The organism is Aeromonas aquatilis (genome assembly GCF_054052405.1).
Genome location: NZ_JBSTYP010000004.1, coordinates 97,669 through 117,455, shown reverse-complemented (window position 1 = coordinate 117,455; position 19,787 = coordinate 97,669). Strand labels below are relative to the sequence as shown.

The following is a 19,787-nucleotide window of genomic DNA, read 5'->3' as shown; positions in this document are numbered from 1 at the left end:
CTTTAACGGAGTCAAAACCATGGACTGGTTTCACAACTTGCAAGTCAGAACAAAACTGGTGCTCTCGTTTTCCCTCTTGATGGTGCTGCTAATCGCCTTGACGGCGACCAGCTACAGCTCCACCCGAACCATGGCACAACTGGTTGTCAACATGCATGCTAACCAGCTGGTCCCCATCAAGGATATAGCGACGAGCAATCTGTATGCCGCGTATCAAAACCGCGCCCTCTATCGATACATTGGCGAACTGGATCTAGACCTGAGGGAACAGGCGTTAACCAATATGGGCAAGTTCGAGAAGCAGATGTTTGACTTCCTGGCCAGTTACCGCAAAACCACCCTGACGCAGCGCGAAACCGACCTGCTATCCCGTTTTGATCAGGCATGGGCTGTCTACAAAGGGTATCAGGGAGACATTCTCAAGCTATCTCAAACTCAGGAGATAGACGCTGATGCCGATCGCAAGGCATACCGCATGATGAGTGAAAAAGGGCGTCCAGCTTTTGATGCCGCAGATGCCATTCTGCGGGATCTGGTCGATGTCAACACCTCGCTTGCCAAGAGCTCGCTCGATGAAAGCCAAAATATCTATCAGGAAAATCTGCAAATTCTCCTCGTGATCTCCAGCACAGCCTTTGTTATCTGTCTCATCCTGGCCATGCTGGTCACCCGCAGCATCCTGCGTCAACTGGGTGGCGATCCCTCCTATACCGTGCAGGTGGTTTCCCGTGTCGCCGCCGGGGACCTCTCGACTCTGGTCAAGTTGCGCAGCGATGACACCAGCAGCCTGCTCTTTGCCATCAAGGGCATGACTCACCGCCTCTCCGATATTCTCAACGAGGTAGGTGCCATGTCAGAGGCCATCGGCTCGGCCTCTGAACAGGTCGCCGCCACCGCCAACTCGCTGTCGCAAAACTCCTCCGAACTGGCCTCCAGCGTTGAGCAGACCAGCGCCTCCGTCGAGGAGATGGCGGCCACCGTCAGCCAGAACGCCGACAATGCCAAGGTCACCGAGAATATCTCCACCAAGGCGGCCAGCAGTGCAACCGAAAGCGGCAAGGCGGTGGGTGAGATGGTTCACGCCATGAAGGAGATCGCTTCGCGCATCACCATCATCAACGACATCGCCAACAAGACCGACCTGCTGGCCATCAACGCTGCCATTGAAGCGGCCCGCGCCGGCGAACACGGCAAGGGTTTTGCCACCGTGGCGGCCGAGGTACGCAAACTGGCGGAGCGCTCGCAAAATGCCGCCAAGGAAATTGGCGAGCTGGCGGGTCGTTCGGTCAGCGTCGCCGAACAGGCTGGCACCCTGCTGCGGGAGATGCTGCCGGGGATCGATCAGACTGCCACTCTGGTGCAGGAGATCGCTTCGGCGTCCCGCGAGCAGCGGGCCAGCGTCTCCCAAGTCAATATTGCGGTAACCCAGATCAGTGATGGCATGCTGGCCTCTGCCGCCTCCGCCGAGGAGCTGAGCTCGACCTCGGAAGAGCTGAGCTCCACCGCTTTGCAACTGCAGGAGCTGATGCAGCAGTTCACCCTGATGGGCGACAATAACCGCCAGCCTCAGTCGTTCCACACTACCCGGTATGTGACCAAGGCTTCAGGCCCCAAGAAGAGCACTCTGACTCGTCGACCACACTTGTACAACGATGAAGATCTGGAGCGGGAAGTGGACGATGGCAAGTTCAGCAACTATTAGGAGCAGCCCAATGCGCACAACACATGCCCCTGATACTGTTACCTCCCACTTCCACTGCGTGACCTTCATGCTGGGAGGGGATCTATACGGGGTCGATATCGGCTGCATCCGCGAGATCATCGAGTTCGAGGGGATGACGCCGGTGCCCATGATGCCGCGCTTTGTCAGGGGGATCATCAACCTGCGGGGCGCCGTGGTGCCGGTCATCGATCTCTCGATCCGCTTTGGCCGGGGGCAGACCCCGATCCAGCCCACCACCTGTGTCGCGATCCTTTCGCTGCCCAACAGCAATGGCGAAGAGCAGGAGATCGGCATGCTGCTCGACTCCGTCTGCGAGGTGCTGGAGATTGCCACCGACACCATAGAGCCGGCCCCGACCTTTGGTGCCCATATTCGCGGCGACTTCATCCAGGGGGTAGTCACCATCGCCCAGCAGTTCGCCATTCTGCTCGACATGCACAAGGCCCTCTCCATCGCCGAGCTGAGCGCCATGGCCGAGGCCACCACCAGCCAGCTCTTCAATAGCGAGCAAGGGGGCTATTAGTGGCGGCATCCCTCACCACCCCGGATCAGGGGCCGGTGCTCACCCAAAGAGAGTTCGAACTGTTCCGGCGTTTTATCTTCACCGCCGCCGGCATCGATCTCGCCCCCTGCAAGCGGGCGCTGGTGCAATCCCGCCTCGCCAAGCGGCTGCGGGCGCTCAATCTCACCAGCTACTACGGCTACTGGGAACGGATCAACCAGCCACAGAATGTGCAGGAGCGACAGCTCGCCATCAATCTGCTCTCTACCAACGAAACCTATTTTTTCCGCGAGGCACAGCACTTCAGCTGGCTAAAACACCATGCCGAACAACTGCACGCTAGCCGCCATCAACCACTGCGAGTCTGGTCTGCCGCCTGCTCGACCGGTGAGGAGGCCTACTCCGCCGCCATGGTGCTGGCCGAACAGCTCGGCATCAACGAGCGCTGGCGGATCTACGGCACCGACATCAACACCCGGGTGATCCCCTTTGCCCAGCGAGCCATCTATGCCGTGGAGCGGGCCCAGCATGTCCCGCCCCACCTCTGGATGCGCTATTTCCAGCGCGGTCACGACGAATATGCTGGCAAGGTGCGAGTGAGGCCCGAGCTGGCGAGAAAAGTGTCGTTCTCCAACCTCAACCTGCTCAACTGCGGCAACTTTATCGAGCGGGAGTTCGACGTCATCTTCCTGCGCAATGTGCTGATCTACTTCAACGAAGAGACCAAAGGTCAGGTGCTCTCCCAATTGTGTGAGCTACTCAAACCCGGTGGTTATCTGCTGGTCGGCCATTCGGAGATCATTCGCCAACAGGATCTGCCACTGGTGCAGGAGGCCCCTTCACGCTATCGCTACCAACCTCTGCTTTTCAAGGATGAAACATGACCATACGGGTATTGATCGTGGACGACTCGGCGCTGGTGCGGGAAGTGCTGACCCAGATTCTGGGCAAGGCTGCCGATATCGAAATAATTGGCACGGCATTCGATCCCATCTTCGCCATACAGCAGATGAAAAAGAGCTGGCCGGATGTGATCATTCTCGATATCGAGATGCCCCGCATGGATGGCCTCACCTTCCTGCGCAAGATCATGAGCGAGCGCCCGACGCCGGTCATCATCTGCTCTTCACTGACCGAAGAGGGCGCCACCATTACCCTGGATGCCATGGCTGCCGGAGCCATCTCCATCATCACCAAGCCCGCAGTCGGCATCAAAAACTTCCTGCAGCAATCGGCCAACGAGTTGATCCAGGAGATCCGTACCGCCGTCAACGCCAAGCTGCGCAACCTGCTGCCAGACCACCAGCAGCCCGGCTTTACTCCCCCTCCCAAGCGCACCGCCGATGCCATGCTCTCGCCCCCGCCGGTGCGGGTCGAATTTCGCACGACAGACCGGATCATCGCCCTTGGGACCTCCACAGGCGGCACCCAGGCCCTTGAGTATCTGCTGACCAGACTGCCGGTCACCTGCCCGGGGCTCGCCATCGTGCAGCATATGCCAGGGCGCTTTACTGCCTCGTTTGCGGAGCGCTTGAACGGCCTTTCAAAGATCGAAGTCAAAGAGGCTGCCACCGGCGATCGCCTGCTGCCCGGGGTGGCGCTGATCGCCCCCGGTGGCAAACATCTGCTGATCCAGCGCAGCGGTACCCAATATCTGGCTGAGGTGAAAGAGGGCCCCCCGTCTCTCGTCACTGTCCCTCGGTCGATGTGCTGTTTCGCTCGGTGGCGGTCAGTGCCGGTCATAACGCCCTTGGCGTCATCATGACCGGTATGGGGGATGATGGCGCCCGCGGTATGCGCGAATTGCATGACACCGGCGCTCGCACCATCGCACAGGATGAGGCAAGTTGCGTGGTCTTTGGCATGCCCAAAGAGGCAATCGCCCACGGCGGGATCGATGAAGTGATGTCCCTTGCCCAGATAACCCAGACGCTTGGCCGTCCCAATTGAGAGGAACCACCATGTCCCTAGAACAATGGCAGGGCCGCAGCGCCCTGGTGGTCGATGACTCCCGAACCCAGCAGTATGAGGTGACCTGCCTGCTGCAAGATCTGGGCTTTGGCCAGATCCATCTCGCCAGCGATGGCCAGGATGCGCTCAACCAGTTGCAGCATCTTGACCATGTTGACCTGCTGCTCACAGACCTCAACATGCCTGGCATGGATGGGGTCGAACTCATCAGCCAATTGGAGAAACACACCGGCTATCAGATGTTTGTCGCCGTGATGAGCGCCGTGGATCGGGATGTGCTGGATGTAATCCACTCTATCGCCGATGCTGGCACGCTGGAGGTGATCGGCGTACTGGCCAAACCGATCAGGCAGCAGGATCTGCACAATATGCTGCAACATTGCGACCCCATGAAGCACCGCAAATACAACAACTGGATGCAACTCAGCTTTACCGCCGAGGATGTACAGCAGGCGCTGGAAGAGCGACTGTTGGTTCCCTTTCTGCAACCCAAGGTCGCCATGATGGATGCCAAGCTCTATGGCTTCGAGGCACTGGTTCGCTGGCATCACCCGGAACACGGGGTGCTGCCACCCATCTGCTTTGTCCATCATCTGGAACAGGGGCAACTGGCATTGGACTTTTTCTATGCGTTTTTACATGCCACCTGCCGTGGCCTGAATAGCCTGACTAACCTGCCCTCGCCGCTAAGTTGCTCCATTAATATGCCGGTCACCCTGCTGACGACCGATAAATTGGTCGAAAAAATGGTCGAGATTGTCCAAGAGCACCAGTTGCCCTGCAGCACAATTATTATCGAAGTGACCGAAACAACGTTTATGTCGAATCTGGCTATATCGCTGGGCACGCTGGCACGGCTGCGATTACGGGGATTTGGCGTCGCCATGGATGATTATGGAACCGGCTATTCCTCCATGAAGCAGTTATCTCGCTGTCCCTTTACCGAGATCAAGATTGATAAAGAGTTTGTTCACGACGCCCATACCAGCCCCAAGAAGTTGGCTATATTGACCTCAGCACTGGTCATGAGCCAAAAGCTGGGGCTCAAGACAGTTGCCGAAGGAGTTGAGAGCGAAGAGGATTGGCAACAACTCGCGCTGCTGGGGTGTGATCTGGCACAAGGATATTACATCAGCCGCCCCCTGCCGCTGGATCAAATTGATAACTGGTTTGCCGAATGGCAGACCAGATCTTCCCTACCGGACAGACCATATTGAATTTTTCCCCTTCTCAAGGGGAAATAGAACAAAAGCAGTCACTTTATCCCAGCAGGGAACGCTAATCATTAACATGAGGCTATCCAAATAAAAGGGGTTTGTAGTCGATTCAACCAGCCTCATCGGTTCAAGTTCCATTAGTTCAAGTTCTGTTTGTTCAAAAAAATCGGTTTCAGCACTATCCAGTCTGAAAATTGTGAGTGACAGAGGTTGTGGCGGGAATCATATCCCGCCACTTTTTTGCGCGTTTATGAAGAGGAAGGCATGCTTATGTTTTGGTATAGCGGTGGAAAATCACAAACAAAGGGGGAATCACAAGAACGTGCGGGGCCAATGTCAAACCAGATGGCACATAACACAGCCTCAAAAAAAACTGTGAGCACCACTCATGATCACTACAAGCTGGTTAAAAAAACGCAGGCTCAACTGACCTGACGATATTGCTCGGTCACGGTAATACGCGGCTTCATCCGATTATTCATCACCTTGATCACCCCGAAACGCGGCAGGGTTTTGCTGGTGGTCAATACCAGATCGGCAGTGAGGTTCAAACAGACGCTGGCCTGATCCCCTGCCTCAATGACCATAAACTCCCCGTTGCCGTGCGGTGTATTCATCCAGACCAGATCACCGTTTTGCGGGATCACCAGCGGATGCTGTTCACCAAAAAACCAGCTTTGCGGCATCAGAGGTTTATAAAAACGACTGACCGCGATGGCATTGAGCACCAATTGCACCTGATGGGGAGTACTCCACTCAAGTTCGGCGGCTTTATCCATCAACTGATAATAGAGAGCTGCATCATCGACACAAAAAGGCTGGGTAGCAAAGGAACAGGGCACAAGGTGTCGCCCTTGATACTCGCTGGCAAATAACATGTTATCAGACAGGTCCAACATCAGACGGTCACTCTGGGCATCATAGTGCCATTGCCAGCTATCGGTCGGTTGGATAACCATGTTGGAGCCCTTACTTGAATTTCGTCTGTTGACTTTATTCCATGTCGATAAAATCAGCAACGTCAAATAAAGGGCTCCCCCCTATTTCTTATATATTGGTCACGATCTCTTTGACCAGACCCGGTCCTTTATAAATAAAACCGCTATAAATTTGCACCAGACTGGCACCGGCGGCCAATTTTTCCCGAGCCGCCATGGCACTATCAATACCACCCACCCCGATAATGGGCAGGGCACCATTTAGCGCCTTGGCCAGATGACGGATCACCTCGGTGCTCTTGTGTTGCAGCGGACGACCACTCAGACCACCCGCCTCACCGGCGTGGGGCATGTCATAAATCATCTCGCGCTCGAGGGTGGTATTGGTGGCGATAACCCCATCGATGCCATTACTCACCAGCGAAGCGGCCACCTGATCTATTTCTTCAAGGCTTAAATCCGGGGCAATTTTAACCGCCAGCGGCACATACTTTTTATATTGGGCGGCCAGCTCTTGCTGACGCACCTTGAGGGCGGCCAGCAATTCATCCAGCGCCTCGCCATATTGCAGTGAACGCAAACCCGGGGTGTTGGGGGAAGAGATATTGACGGCAATATAACCGGCGTGATCATAAACCTTGTCCATGCAGATCAGGTAATCATCCTTGCCCTGCTCGATGGGGGTATCTTTGTTTTTGCCGATATTAATGCCGATGACCCCCTGATATTTGGCCTCTTTTACCTTGGCCACCAGATGATCAACCCCCTTGTTGTTGAATCCCATCCGGTTGATGATCCCCTCTGCCGGAATAACCCGGAACAGGCGGGGCTTGTCATTGCCGCACTGGGGTTTGGGGGTGACGGTACCGACTTCGATAAAGCCAAATCCCATGGCGCCCAGCGCGTCAATACACTCACCATCTTTATCTAGGCCAGCCGCCAATCCCACCGGATTAGCAAAAGAAAGCCCCATAACAGTGACGGGGCGTTTCGGCAAATTCTGGCGGAAGAAACAATCGAGTGGCGTACCGAGAAGGCGGGGCAAATATTTCATGGAGAGATCGTGAGCCTGTTCCGGATTGAGCTTGAACAGGAAATGCCTGGCGATGGGGTACAACATCTTTGCTCCTTAAAGAAAGCCCCGGCAACTGGCCGGGGCTTTGGGTGTAATGTCGGTATCATGCCTTAATCTGGCAATTAGAGTGCCCGACAATTCAACTGGAGCAGGTTCAACTCTCGCAAGGCCACCGAGAACTTGGCGAACTCGTGGGTACTGGTGGTCTTGAAGTCGGCCAACATATGGGTCCAACGGGACAAGAGTTGCTCATGCTCCGAAATCCAGTCGGCCAGTATGGTAGCGCATTCTCCCTCTCCTTTGCACCCTTCCAGTACCACAGAAGTGAGACTGCGTTGCTGCCAGTCAAGATCTTCGCGGAACGAGGCTCGCGCCATCGCCTGCCAGTGGTTGCCGACCGGCTGATGGTTGATCTGGTCGAGGAACCAGTGCAGATCCAGCTTGGCACCGAGGCGATAGTAGACATTGGCGGCGCGCAGGATATCGGTCTTGTGCTCCGCGGCAATCTGCGCCAGATCCAGGCTGGAGAAGAGGCTGCTCATATGGGCGACCTGACGGGCAATTGCCTCCGGCACCTGTTTTTCCATCCACTTGGCAACAGCCTGACGGTGTTCTGCCACTTCGCTCTCATCCATCACCTCGTAGAGGTGCTTCCCTAAAGTCTCGAACGCCGGACGGAAGAAGGCGATATTCTCGCTGATGCTCCAACTGCGGTTGCGGGCGCGCAGGAACCAGCGGGTGGCGCGGCGCACAATGCGGCGGCTGTAGAACATCAGCTCGAGCTGGGTCTCTGCCCCCACCTGGTTGTCGCCCCCTTCGATGTCGCGCCACAGCCGGTTCATGCCAAACACCTCGCGGGCCATGGCGAAGCAGCAAGCCACTTCGGCGACCGAGGCACCGGTCTCGTCCTTCATCCGGCTGGCGAAGTTGAGCCCCATGTCGTTGACCAGCATGTTGGCCACCCGGGTCGCGATGATCTCTCCGCGCAGCGGATGCTGGGCCAGTGCCGCACCGAACTGCTGCTGCAGCTTGGCCGGGAAGCTGGTGACCAGCATGTTGGCCAAGAACGGCTCGTCGGTCACTTCCGGGCAGTTGAGCTGCTCTTTCAGCACCATCTTGCCGTAGGCCACCAGCACCGCCAACTCGGGGCGGGTCAGTCCTTGCCCCGCCGCCATCCGCTCGGAGAGCTCCTCGTCAGAGGGGAGGAACTCCAGCGCACGGTCGAGCTTGCCTTCCCGCTCCAGTCCCTGAATGAAACGCTGCTGCTCTTTCAGTTGTTCAGAGCCGCGGAAGCTGGTGACCGAGATGGACTGGGACTGGCGATAGGCGTTGGTGATCACGATCTGCGCCACATCGTCGGTCATCTCATAGAGCATCTGGTTACGTTGCTTGAGAGTCAGATCCCCTGCCGCAACCAATTGGTTCAGCAGGATCTTGATGTTCACCTCGTTGTCGGAGCAATCCACCCCACCCACGTTGTCGGTAAAATCGGTGTTGATGCGACCGCCCTGACTGGCGTACTCCACCCGACCAAGCTGGGTAAAGCCGAGGTTACCCCCCTCACCCACGATGCGAGCCCGCAGATCGCGGCCATTGACCCGCAGAGCGTCGTTGCTGCGATCGCCCACTTCCCCATCGCTCTCGCGAGCGCTCTTCACATAGGTGCCGATGCCGCCGTTCCACAGCAGGTCGACATTGAGGCAAAGCAGCGCCTTGATCAGCTCGTTTGGCGCCATGCTGGCCTTGTCGGTACCGAGCAGGGTCTGCATCTCGGGGCTGAGCTTGATGGACTTGGCCGAGCGCAGGAAGATGCCGCCCCCTGCCGAGATCAGGCTCTTGTCGTAGTCATCCCAAGTCGAGGTCGGCAGCTCGAACAGACGCTTGCGCTCGACAAAGCTCCTGGCCGAATCCGGATTGGGGTCAACGAAGATGTGCATATGGTTGAACGCGCCCACCAGCCGGGTGTGCTCGGAGAGCAGCATGCCATTGCCGAACACGTCGCCGGCCATGTCCCCAATCCCCACGCAAGTGAAGTCGGTGGTCTGGCAGTTGACGCCGATCTCGCGGAAGTGGCGCTTGACCGACTCCCAGGCACCACGGGCGGTAATGCCCATCTTCTTGTGGTCGTAACCGACCGAGCCGCCGGAGGCGAACGCATCACCGAGCCAGTGACCGTATTCGAGACTGATCTCGTTGGCAATATCCGAGAAGGTGGCTGTCCCCTTGTCTGCGGCGACCACCAGGTAGTAGTCATCCTCGTCGTGACGCACCACGGATTTGGGCGGGATCACCTCGCCGCCGATGATGTTGTCAGTCACATCGAGCAGACCGCGGATAAACAGGCGATAACAGGCCTTGCCCTCTTCCTGAATGACGGAGCGGGTTGCCCCCACCGGCATCTGTTTGCAGTAGAAACCGCCCTTGGCCCCCACCGGCACGATGACGGTGTTCTTCACCTGCTGGGCTTTCACCAGCCCCAGCACTTCGGTGCGGAAGTCCTCCTTTCGATCGGACCAGCGCAGGCCGCCACGGGCTACCTTGCCCCAGCGCAGATGCACCCCTTCCACTCGCGGCGAATAGACGAAGATCTCGAATTTCGGCAACGGCAGCGGCATGTCGGTGATGCTGGACGGCGCCAGTTTGAAGGAGATGTAGGGCTTGATGTTGCCCGCCTTGTCCAGCTGGTAGTAGTTGGTGCGCAAGGTAGCGTCGATCATCTCCACATAGCGGCGGATGATGCGATCGTCATCCAGGTTGGCCACCTGATCCAGCTTGGCGGCAAGCTCCTCGTGCTGTCTGGCCCCGGTTTCCGCATTGCGGGGCATGGCCGGATTGAGACGCAGCTCGAACAGCCCAAACAGCAGGCCGGCGATATCGGGATAGCGGGTCAGAGTCTCTTCGATATAGGACTGGCTGAAGGAGACGCCAGTCTGGCGCATGTATTTGGCATAGGCGCGCAGCACCGAGACCTGACGACCGGTGAGACCCGCCCCCAATACCAGCCGGTTGAAGCCGTCATCTTCCAGCTGCTTGTTCCAGATGGCCGCGAAGGCTTCCTGGAAGCGCTGCTGGCTCTGCTCCAGATCGAACGGCTGATCGCTGTGCAACAACATGGAAAAGTCGAGGATCCAGAACAGCTCGCCCGCCGGAGTACGCACCTGATAGGGGGTCTCGCCAATGACACGCAGCCCCATGTTCTCCAGCATCGGCAAGACGTCGGAGAGGTGGATAGGTTCGGTGCGGTGGAACAGCTTGAGGCGAACCCGGCGATCGTTCTCCTCTTCCTGAGCGCGGTAGAACAACATGCCGAGTGGCTCGGCTTCGCTCAGGTTGTCCAGCGCCATGATGTCGGCCACGGCAGAGCCAGGCAGCACATCTTCCTTGTAGGCGCGGGGGAATGCGGTGCAGAAACGGCGCCGCAGCTCGTTGCCACGGGCCTCGCCATAGTGGGAAAGCAGCACGGAGTCGAGTCTGTCGTCCCAGCTGCGGGCCGCTTCAATCAGGTTGTTCTGTACTTCGTTCACATCCACATCCACGTTGTTGTTGTTGACCCGCACTATGTAGTGGGTCCGCGCCAGCACGCCTTCGGTGAAGTAGACGTTGAACTCCACCTCTTCGTTGCTGCCAAAATACTTCTGCAATATTTGCTGGGTCTTGATCCGCAGCGCCGTGTTGTAGCGCTCCTTGGTGACATAGACCATGCAGGAGAAGAAACGGCCGTACACGTCGCGGCGCACGAACAGCCGCAGCATGTCCCGCTCCTGCATCTCCAGCACCCCAAGGCCGGTAGCCAGCAGTTCCTCTTCACGGGCCTGGATCAGCTCGTCACGGGGATAGGTTTCCAATACGTTGAGCAGCGCCTTGTAGGCGTGGGAGCCCTTCTCGTGACCGGAGGCGGCCATGATGCGCTCGAGACGATGGCTGATGAGCGGGATCTGGGTCGCGCTGGTGTTGTAGATGGAAGAGGCGTAGAGGCCGATGAAGCGATCTTCCCCGATCACCTTGCCATGCTCGTCGAAGCGCTTGATGCCGATGTAATCCACATAAGCCGGACGGTGCACCCGGGACTTGCTGTTGGATTTGGTGAGGATCAGCAAGTCAGAACTCAGGGCGGCGTGACGGGCGCTGGCCGGCATATTGCCAAGACGCGGCCCCTCATCCTTGATGGAGTTCTTCATCAGACCAAGGCTGGAACTCGCCTGCGGCAGGATCTCGTGATCCCCCTCCACCGCCTTGACATCGTAGCGACGATAGCCCATCAGGGTGAAGTTATGGGCCGCCACCCATTTGAGAAACGCAACGCAGGAGGCCACCTCCTCCTGACTCACCGGATGGTTGCGCTTGGGCAGTTCATCGATGATTTCATTGAGCTTGGCCAGCATCGGCTGCCAGTCGCCGACCGCCAGCGCAACTTCGCCAGCCACGGATTTGAGTTCGGCTGCCAGCGCTTCCATCTGCGCTTCGCTGGTAAGGTGATCGATTTCGATGAGGAAGGCGGTTTCGACCGATGTCTGTCCGTCGGTATTGTCGAGATCCAGAATGGCGCTGATCTTGCCCTCTGCGCCGCGGATCAGGTGCAGCGGCTGGTGCAGCATCATGTGGGCGGTGATATTGAGACGCTTGAGCGCCATCCGGATGGAGTCCACCAGGAAGGGGGAATCCTGCAGGATCACCTCGACGATAGTGTGAGGGGACTGCCAGCCATGGCGGGTCAGCTCGGGATTGTAGACCCGGATATAGGGTTCTGTGCCGCTACGCTGATTGAGGGCATTCCAGAGGCTAAGCGCCGCGCCGTAGAGATCGCTGTCGTTGCGATCATGCATGTCGGAGCTCGCCATGTTGCCGTAAAACTTGGCCACGAAGCGCTCGACCAGAGAGGCACTGTTTTTGGGCAACTTTTGATGGATCAGACTGAGAACGTTTTCGAGCAGAACTGAGGTAGGGGCGTCTTTCAATGCCATTTTTATATTCCTTATCGGACGACATTAACCACCGACGCAGAGGCAACCACCCTGGTTACCCGCTGGTGCAGAGTTGTTGCGAAGTGTAATGGCTTGGATAAGGGAAGGCGAGGAAAGGTGATAATGAGATGTTAAAAACAAGGTGCAGATCACGGCTTAAACTGTGATAAATTTTGTAAATAACCAAAAATACAGAAATTCCCACTACCTTTGCGCCAGTTTACCGGATAGATAGTGACATAAAGCAGATAAACAGTCGGTAATCTGTTCGATTTTTGTTAATTTATGCGTTCGAGACTGATAAAGCGGTAATCGTCCTGGGTTTTCAGCCGAAAATAGCCATGCACACCATTGATGGCGACAAAGGGGCGTATTTTTTCTATGCCAAGCTCGATGGTCAGCCCCTGTTCACTGCGCACCACCAGCCGTCTGGCGTGCCCCTGATACATCAACATCACCTCGTCACTGCTCAGCGACAGCCGAAAGGTAAATTGCTTCACGTTTACTCCCGATAGATGCCCTGTTTACCCCGCTGGCAAGCAGAGAGGGTCAAAAAACGGGGCAAAGGATGACACTCCCCTGCCCCGTCAATGTTACTGCTGCAGCGCCTTGCTCACTTTTTCGAACAGATCCCGCGCCAGCCCCTCGAGGTTGGCCAGACGGGTCAGCTCGGCACGGATCAGCGCCTTGCGCGCCTCATCGAGTCGCTTGAACTGGATAAGCGGGGTGATAAGGCGGGAAGCGACCTGCGGGTTGACCTCGTTGAGCTCGATCAGCAGATCGGTCAGGAAGCGATAGCCGCGACCATCGATGGCGTGGAACTGCACCTGATTGCTCATGGCGAAGCTGCCGATCAACGCCCGCAGCCGGTTCGGGTTGCGAATGCTGAAGGTGGGGTGAGCCATCGCCTGCTGCACCTCGCTCAGCACATCCTCCGCCGGCTTGCTACCCACCAGGCGCAGCCAGTTATCCAGCACCAGTCCATCCTTGGCCCACTTGCCCTCGAAATCGGCCAGCAGCGCGGCGCGACATGGCAGCAGATAACCGTTGGCCACCTGCAACGCCGCCAGAGTGTCAGTCATGTTATCGGCAGTTGCATACTGCTCGCGCACCAGCGCATCAGCATGCTCCGCATCCAGTGCCGCCAGATAGCCGAGCACTACCCCTTTGAGGGCCCGTTTGGCCATGTCGGCATGCACCACCTGATAACCATTCAGACGCAGGCTCTGATAGGTAGTCGCCAAGCGCGCGCCAAAGGCCTCGGCAAGACGGGTGTGGATCGCGTCGCGCACCTGATGAATGGCATCGATATCGGCCACCTCGAACAGTTCGGCCAGGGTCGCGTCACCGGGCAGCGCCAAGATCTCCGCCTTGAGGGCCAAATCGAGATCGCTGTCGTCCAGAATAGCGACGAATGCGGCCAGCAGGGTTTGGGAGAGCTCAACCCCCTGCCCGTGCTGGACCCGGGTTACCCCGTCGATGACCGCCTTATTGATCAGCATCTGGGCCGCATCCCAGCGGGCAAACTCGTTGCGGGCAAAGCGCATCAGAAAGGCGAGTGCTTCATCGCTGTAGTCATAGTGCAGCTTGACCGGCGCGGAGAAGTCCCGCAGCAGAGAAGGAACCGGCTTGACCGGCACCTGATCAAACACGAAGGTCTGCTCTGCTTCCAGCACATCGAGCACGTTGCCGATGGCCTTGCCCTGATACTGCAGCGGGATGACGGCACCCAGCTCGTCATAGAGCTCGATATCGAGGGGGATATGCAGCGGCAGCTTCTGCGGTTGATCCTGAGTCGGCGGGGTGTGCTGGCTGACATGGAGGCGATAGATACCGCTGGCGGCATCGTACTCGTCGGTAACGGTCAGCTCGGGGGTGCCGGACTGGCTGTACCAGCGACGGAAACGACCGAGATCCACACCGGAAGCATCCTCCATCGCTTGCACGAAATCATCACAAGTAGCGGCCGAGCCGTCGTGACGATCGAAGTAGAGACGCATACCAGCCTGGAAGGCTTCTTCCCCCAGCAGGGTGTGCATCATGCGGATCACTTCCGACCCCTTCTCATAGACGGTGAGGGTGTAGAAGTTGTTCATCTCGATCACCACATCCGGGCGGATCGGGTGTGCCATGGGGCCGGCATCTTCCGCAAACTGCGGGCCGCGGACGGTACGCACGTTGTTGATGCGGTTGACGCCACGGGAGCCCAGATCGGAGGAGAACTCCTGATCCCGGAATACCGTCAGCCCCTCTTTCAGGCTGAGCTGGAACCAGTCACGGCAGGTGACACGGTTGCCGGTCCAGTTGTGGAAATATTCGTGACCGATCACCCGTTCGATGCCGTGGTAGTCGTTATCGGTGGCGGTGGCCGGATTGGCCAGCACGAACTTGGAGTTGAAGATGTTGAGCCCCTTGTTCTCCATGGCGCCCATGTTGAAGAAGTCCACCGCAACGATCATGTAGATGTCGAGGTCGTACTCGAGGCCGAAACGCTGCTCGTCCCAACGCATGGAGTTGATGAGGCTCTCCATGGCAAAACCGGCGCGATCGAGGTTGCCCTTGTCGACGAAGATCTCGAGGGCCACCTTGCGACCGCTCTTGGTGGTGTAGTGGCTGCGCTCCACATCGAAATCACCGGCCACCAGCGCAAACAGGTAGCTCGGTTTGGGGAAAGGATCCTGCCACTGCACGAAATGACGGCCGCCATCCAGATCACCGCTGTCGACCTTGTTGCCATTGGAGAGCAGGAAGGGGAACTGGGCTTTGTCGGCGGTAATGCGGGTGCTGTAGCGCGCCAGAATGTCGGGGCGGTCCAGATAATAGGTGATGCGGCGAAAGCCCTCCGCTTCACACTGGGTGCAGTAGGCATCGCCAGACTTGTAAAGCCCTTCCAGCGCGGTGTTGGCGGCCGGATCCAGCAGGGTGACAATGGTCAGCACACATTCGGCAGGCAGGTTGAACAGGGTCAGACTGCTCTCGCCTTGCTCGTAGTGGTCACAGGGTATGCTATCAATGGCAACGCTCTTGAGGGTCAGCTGCTCACCATCGAGGACGAGCGGCGCATTGTGCTCGCCGTTGCGGCGAATGCGGGTGATGGCGGTGACCTGGGTCAGCGGCTCCTGCAGTTGGAAATCGAGGTCGATGGTGTCGATCCAGTAGGGCGGCGCCTGATAATCCTGGCGATATTTGGCCGTCATGGCCTGGGAGTGATCGGTCATTATTGTCTGCTTCCACGCTTGTTAAAGGCGAGAAAGAGGCTGTCACAACCAACTGGCGGGGTCAAACAATTTGCATTACGTCAGATACGCCAGACAAAAAGAAAGGGCGACCGCAGTCGCCCTTGTACATTGGAGGTCGCCTTGTCAGCTGCGTTTGCTGACCTTGGCCAGATCCGCCGTGATATTGGCCGCTTCGATGAGATACTCATCGGGCGCTTCAAAGTCAGCGGGCAGTTCATCCAGACTCTTTACTGCCGGCTTGCCAAGACGTGTCAGACGCTCGTTGGTACGTTTGAGCGCTTTCTCATCCTGTTTCGCCTGCTCTGCAACACGCTCCGCCTCGTTGAGGGAGACCGACTTCTTGTCTTTCTCCTCCTTGTAGTCGGCGATGTCCTGCATCACATAGGCAAACTCGGGATCCTTGGCAATCCGGGCATCGTGCGCCGACTGCAACTTCGGCAGCAGGCTGGCGAAGTTGCCGAGTTTCTCGTAGTTAGCGGAGGCAATCTTGTCCCACGGCAACGCATTGAACTCACGGCTCTCGCCCGTCTCTTCCGGGGCAACCGGTGTCGGGAAGCTGATATCCGGCGCAACGCCCTTGTTCTGAGTGCTGCCACCGTCAATCCGGTAGAACTTGGCGATGGTGTACTGCACGTGACCGAGCGGCTGCTCGTAGAAGTCATAGACCTTGGCGAGGCTGCGATGCTGCTGCACCGTCCCCTTGCCGAACGAGTTTTCACCCAGGATCAGGGCGCGGCCATAATCCTGCATGGCGGCTGCGAAGATCTCGGAGGCCGAAGCACTGTAGCGATCGATCATCACCGACATGGGGCCACCGTAGTAGACGTTGCCATCGTCGTCGCCATTGACCGTGATACGGCCCATGTGATCACGAATTTGCACCACGGGACCGCTAGCAAAGAAGAGACCGCTCAGGGCGGAAGCTTCCGTCAGGGCACCACCGCCGTTACCGCGCAGATCGATGATCAGACCATCGATCTTCTTCTTGTTCAGGCTGGAGAGCTCCTTGATCACGTCGTCGTGCAGATTGACGTAGAAACTCGGGATCTCGATGACGCCAATCTTCTTGCCTTCGGCGTTAATCACCTTGGACTTGGCAGCCCGGTCTTCAAGGCGCACCTTGTCGCGGGTCAGCTCGATCTGCTCGGTCTTGGCGGTTGCACCCTTGCCGCGCTGGATCTCCAGCTTGACCTTGCTCCCTTTGGGCCCCTTGATGAGCTCGACCACGTCATCAAGACGCCAGCCAATCACATCGACAATCTTGCCATCTTCCTGCCCTACCCCAGTGATCTTGTCATCGGGTTTGAGGTGGTTGGATTTGGCAGCCGGGCCACCGGGAACCAGCGAGCGAATGACGGTAAAGTCATCTTCCGCCTGCAACACGGCACCGATCCCTTCAAGCGAAAGGTTCATCTCGGTATTGAAACGATCGGCACTGCGCGGTGAGAGGTAACTGGTGTGCGGTTCGATGGCGCGAGCGAAGGAGTTCATGAAGAGCTGGAAGACATCCTCGCTCTCGGTCTGGGACATCCGCTTGATGGCGTTGTTGTAACGCTTGCCAAGCAGCTCCTTGATCTCGGGCCACTCCTTGCCACTGAGCTTGAGGCTCAGAGCATCGAACTTGACCCGCTGACGCCACAGCTCGTTGAGCTCTGCTTCATCTTTGGGCCAAGCCGCCCCTTCCCGATCAAACACATAGTTGTCGGTCTGGGTAAAATCGAAAGGAGTGTCAAGCAGTTTGAGGGCGTATTCGAACCGCTCATAACGCCGCTGCTGACTCAGGTTGAACATCTCGTAGGCGGGTGCCAGACGGCCTCTTTCGAGGTCGGTGTCAAACCCGTTACGGTACTTTTCAAAGCGGCTGATATCAGAGGCCAAAAACAGGTTGCGGCTGTAGTCCAGATTCTCCAGATATTTATCGAAAATCACGGAGGAAAAGGCATCGTCCAGCTTGAACTGTTTGTAGTGCGAGCGGGTAAACAGATTGGTAATTCGCTTGCTGGCCGTAGCATGTTGGCTCTCTTGAGCCAACACAGGCAAATCACTCTCCTTGAGCACCGGCTCGATGGCCTGTGCAAGCCCGGCAAGCGCCAGGCTACAGGCAACGAGGGAAAAACGAATTACGCCATGCTTCAACATTTGTCTCCTTAGAGAACCAAGTGCTCTGATTTGACCCGCACCATCATGCCGGTCTGCAGTTGGACCTGTACATCGTCCTTGGTTACTTCCTTGATGGTTGCCGGAACCGGGAATTTACCCATAACGACGCGCACATCCTGGCCCACTTTCAGCGTAGCGGCATCCACTTTAACCAGCGGAGCGTCAGCGACCGGTGCCTTGGCGGCAGCTTTCGGCTTGGCAGCTACATCAGCTTTCTCGGTTTTGCGCACAGCAGGACGACGGGGCTTCTTGGCCTTCTCATCCTTCTCTTTGGTATTGGTACGACGGCTGGCGAATACGCGCTCTTTGCTCTCTTTCAGAGCTTGCTTGGCGTGCTCGATGTGCTCTTCGGTCAGCAGCTCGCCCGGGTTGCCATCCAGATCAACGCGAGCCTGGCCAGCTTTGAGACCGTGCAGGTAGCGCCAGCTGGAGGTGTATTGACGCAGTGCGGAACGCAGCATGGTCTTGGAGACTCTGGCATCGTCAGCAAGACGCTCGGCCAAATCCTGGAAGATGCCAATCTTGAGCGGCTTGGCCTCTCCTTCAGCAACGAAGCAGGCCGGGAATTTCTCGACCAGGTAGGCAACGATCTCTTTACTGTTCTTCAGCTTCTCAGTGTTTTCCATGTATAACCTTGGCTTTCATATAAACGCACGGGCACATCCCGAGCACAACAAAGGCCCCATTATAAAGAGCTTGGGGCCTTTTGCGAACCATCTAGCAATGACTTAGAGCATGCTTTCCAAAATTTGCACCGTTTCTTCGAGGCCAAACCGGTCTTGCTGGTCGAAACGGTTAAAAATCGGACTGTCGATATCGAGCACCCCGATGATCTCGCCACCACGGCGCACCGGGATCACGATTTCCGAGTTGCTGGCGCCATCGCAGGCGATGTGACCGTCGAACTGGTGAACATCGTCAATGAGCTGGGTCTTGCCCTCTGCCACTGCCGTACCACACACCCCGCGGCCGACCGGGATCCGCACGCAGGCCGGTTTGCCCTGAAACGGCCCCAATACCAGGGTCTCGCCCTGCAACAGATAAAAACCGACCCAGTTGATCTCCGTCAGCTCCTGATTCAGCAACGCAGACAGGTTGGCCAGATTGGCAATCAGATCGGTTTCTCCCTCCAGCAGCGCCTTGACCTGCTGGTTGAGGGTGCAATAAAACGGTTGTTTTTCAATCATGATTAAATGAGCTTCACTCCCTGATGGTTTGGGGAAGGTAACGCCTGTCCGGGAAATTTCAAATATTTTTTCCACTCCCCACCCCTTGCGCCGTTATTCCCGGGCAACGGAAAGCGCCAATTGCTGGCGTTGACCATTACTCCACTCGATATTTAACAGCCAGACCATGACGGGTGACGTACAGCTCCCCACCTGGGTCACCCCCTGCCACTGTCCGTCTATTTGTTCAAAGCTCACCGGAATGGTGCCCATAAACATATCTTTGCCTTCGAGTATCGCTTTCACCGGTTTGATGGACGGATCGCCGCCGGTAATAGCGATGGCAAAATCATGTTCGGCGCGCAGCGGTAATTCCTTGATGGCCACGGTGAGCGGCTTGTCACCAATCAGCGCACTGCAAGGGGTGTGGGAAAGATCACAAATCTGATCTTTTGTCTGGCCTGCGGGCACGCTGCTATCGGCCGAAAACCAGGTGCGATAGGCAATCAACGCCAGCAACAACGCCAGCACCAGAGCGAGGTGCAAAACTTTACGTGCGGTAAGTCTCTCTTTCATCAAAAACAGCCCGATTAAGATGCAATTAAAATAGTTTTTTGTGATCTCGAACAAGGTAAAAAACCGCCATAACGAGACCGGACGGAGCCAAATATATCACTGTTTATACTGTTATTTTACCTGTCAGTTCAGTATCATTCCCATGAAGTTTTCATTTAGCCATCTTTTGCTTTTCCTTTCGTTAACAGATGTTAACAACTGGTCGGCGGTGGCTGATGAAGCCAGTCCGGTTCTCCGGATACAAAACCAAACAACAGCA

Annotated in this window: 13 protein-coding genes and 1 pseudogene; 5 read left to right on the top strand and 9 right to left on the bottom strand. The window is 57.0% G+C overall.

What is annotated here, in order from left to right; all coding sequences use genetic code 11:
* The first annotated feature begins 19 nt into the window (after positions 1 to 19).
* The 5 genes and pseudogenes from ACW5W8_RS02775 to ACW5W8_RS02755 all read left to right on the top strand — a co-directional run bounded on the left by ACW5W8_RS02775 (position 20) and on the right by ACW5W8_RS02755 (position 5,413).
* Positions 20 to 1,702, top strand: a complete 1,683-nt coding sequence (locus ACW5W8_RS02775; protein ID WP_498626299.1) for a methyl-accepting chemotaxis protein — start codon at positions 20 to 22, stop codon at positions 1,700 to 1,702.
* Between the two features lie 10 nt (positions 1,703 to 1,712).
* Positions 1,713 to 2,246: a chemotaxis protein CheW gene (locus ACW5W8_RS02770; protein ID WP_498626298.1), complete on the top strand. Its 534-nt coding sequence runs from the start codon at positions 1,713 to 1,715 to the stop codon at positions 2,244 to 2,246.
* Positions 2,246 to 3,109 (top strand): CheR family methyltransferase, encoded by an 864-nt coding sequence (locus tag ACW5W8_RS02765; RefSeq protein ID WP_498626296.1) that lies wholly within the window; start codon positions 2,246 to 2,248, stop codon positions 3,107 to 3,109. The genes ACW5W8_RS02770 and ACW5W8_RS02765 overlap by 1 nt, the downstream gene beginning before the upstream one ends.
* A pseudogene (locus tag ACW5W8_RS02760) lies at positions 3,106 to 4,175 on the top strand (protein-glutamate methylesterase/protein-glutamine glutaminase). Before ACW5W8_RS02765 ends, ACW5W8_RS02760 begins: the two are co-directional and overlap by 4 nt.
* Before the next feature lie 11 nt (positions 4,176 to 4,186).
* A complete protein-coding gene (locus ACW5W8_RS02755) occupies positions 4,187 to 5,413 on the top strand; it encodes an EAL domain-containing response regulator (protein WP_498626295.1) in 1,227 nt (408 codons plus the stop codon).
* 422 nt (positions 5,414 to 5,835) lie between these two features.
* Here ACW5W8_RS02755 and ACW5W8_RS02750 read toward each other — a convergent pair whose 3' ends face one another.
* From ACW5W8_RS02750 to ACW5W8_RS02710, 9 genes are all read right to left on the bottom strand, one after another.
* Positions 5,836 to 6,372, bottom strand: coding sequence for a cell division protein ZapC (locus ACW5W8_RS02750; RefSeq protein ID WP_498626314.1), 537 nt, complete (start codon positions 6,370 to 6,372; stop codon positions 5,836 to 5,838).
* An 88-nt stretch (positions 6,373 to 6,460) separates the two neighbouring features.
* Positions 6,461 to 7,471, bottom strand: a complete 1,011-nt coding sequence (gene pyrD / locus ACW5W8_RS02745) for a quinone-dependent dihydroorotate dehydrogenase (protein ID WP_498626294.1) — start codon at positions 7,469 to 7,471, stop codon at positions 6,461 to 6,463.
* Between the two features lie 77 nt (positions 7,472 to 7,548).
* Entirely contained in the window at positions 7,549 to 12,387 is a 4,839-nt protein-coding gene (locus ACW5W8_RS02740; RefSeq protein ID WP_498626292.1) for an NAD-glutamate dehydrogenase, read from the bottom strand.
* 278 nt (positions 12,388 to 12,665) lie between these two features.
* On the bottom strand, positions 12,666 to 12,887 hold the full coding sequence (locus tag ACW5W8_RS02735) for a DUF2835 domain-containing protein (RefSeq protein ID WP_498626291.1): 222 nt from the start codon (positions 12,885 to 12,887) through the stop codon (positions 12,666 to 12,668).
* Positions 12,888 to 12,980: 93 nt separating this feature from the next.
* Positions 12,981 to 15,605, bottom strand: a complete 2,625-nt coding sequence (gene pepN / locus ACW5W8_RS02730) for an aminopeptidase N (RefSeq protein ID WP_498626289.1) — start codon at positions 15,603 to 15,605, stop codon at positions 12,981 to 12,983.
* 144 nt (positions 15,606 to 15,749) lie between these two features.
* A complete protein-coding gene (gene prc, locus ACW5W8_RS02725) occupies positions 15,750 to 17,765 on the bottom strand; it encodes a carboxy terminal-processing peptidase (RefSeq protein WP_498626288.1) in 2,016 nt (671 codons plus the stop codon).
* A gap of 8 nt (positions 17,766 to 17,773) precedes the next feature.
* Positions 17,774 to 18,412 carry an RNA chaperone ProQ gene (gene proQ / locus ACW5W8_RS02720; RefSeq protein WP_005351923.1) on the bottom strand — a complete coding sequence of 213 codons (639 nt, stop codon included), beginning with the start codon at positions 18,410 to 18,412 and terminating at the stop codon, positions 17,774 to 17,776.
* Positions 18,413 to 18,514: 102 nt separating this feature from the next.
* Positions 18,515 to 18,973: a GAF domain-containing protein gene (locus ACW5W8_RS02715; RefSeq protein WP_498626287.1), complete on the bottom strand. Its 459-nt coding sequence runs from the start codon at positions 18,971 to 18,973 to the stop codon at positions 18,515 to 18,517.
* Positions 18,974 to 19,066: 93 nt separating this feature from the next.
* Positions 19,067 to 19,528 carry a hypothetical protein gene (locus tag ACW5W8_RS02710; protein WP_431362262.1) on the bottom strand — a complete coding sequence of 154 codons (462 nt, stop codon included), beginning with the start codon at positions 19,526 to 19,528 and terminating at the stop codon, positions 19,067 to 19,069.
* Positions 19,529 to 19,787 lie beyond the last annotated feature (259 nt).

Bases quoted from the DNA above. Each gene is read 5' to 3' on its own strand.
- ACW5W8_RS02750 (WP_498626314.1), bottom strand. From the start codon at position 6,372: ATGGTTATCCAACCGACCGATAGCTGGCAATGGCACTATGATGCCCAG.
- pyrD (WP_498626294.1), bottom strand. From the start codon at position 7,471: ATGTTGTACCCCATCGCCAGGCATTTCCTGTTCAAGCTCAATCCGGAA.
- ACW5W8_RS02710 (WP_431362262.1), bottom strand. From the start codon at position 19,528: ATGAAAGAGAGACTTACCGCACGTAAAGTTTTGCACCTCGCTCTGGTG.
- prc (WP_498626288.1), bottom strand. From the start codon at position 17,765: ATGTTGAAGCATGGCGTAATTCGTTTTTCCCTCGTTGCCTGTAGCCTG.
- ACW5W8_RS02740 (WP_498626292.1), bottom strand. From the start codon at position 12,387: ATGGCATTGAAAGACGCCCCTACCTCAGTTCTGCTCGAAAACGTTCTC.
- ACW5W8_RS02755 (WP_498626295.1), top strand. From the start codon at position 4,187: ATGTCCCTAGAACAATGGCAGGGCCGCAGCGCCCTGGTGGTCGATGAC.
- pepN (WP_498626289.1), bottom strand. From the start codon at position 15,605: ATGACCGATCACTCCCAGGCCATGACGGCCAAATATCGCCAGGATTAT.
- ACW5W8_RS02775 (WP_498626299.1), top strand. From the start codon at position 20: ATGGACTGGTTTCACAACTTGCAAGTCAGAACAAAACTGGTGCTCTCG.
- proQ (WP_005351923.1), bottom strand. From the start codon at position 18,412: ATGGAAAACACTGAGAAGCTGAAGAACAGTAAAGAGATCGTTGCCTAC.
- ACW5W8_RS02715 (WP_498626287.1), bottom strand. From the start codon at position 18,973: ATGATTGAAAAACAACCGTTTTATTGCACCCTCAACCAGCAGGTCAAG.
- ACW5W8_RS02770 (WP_498626298.1), top strand. From the start codon at position 1,713: ATGCGCACAACACATGCCCCTGATACTGTTACCTCCCACTTCCACTGC.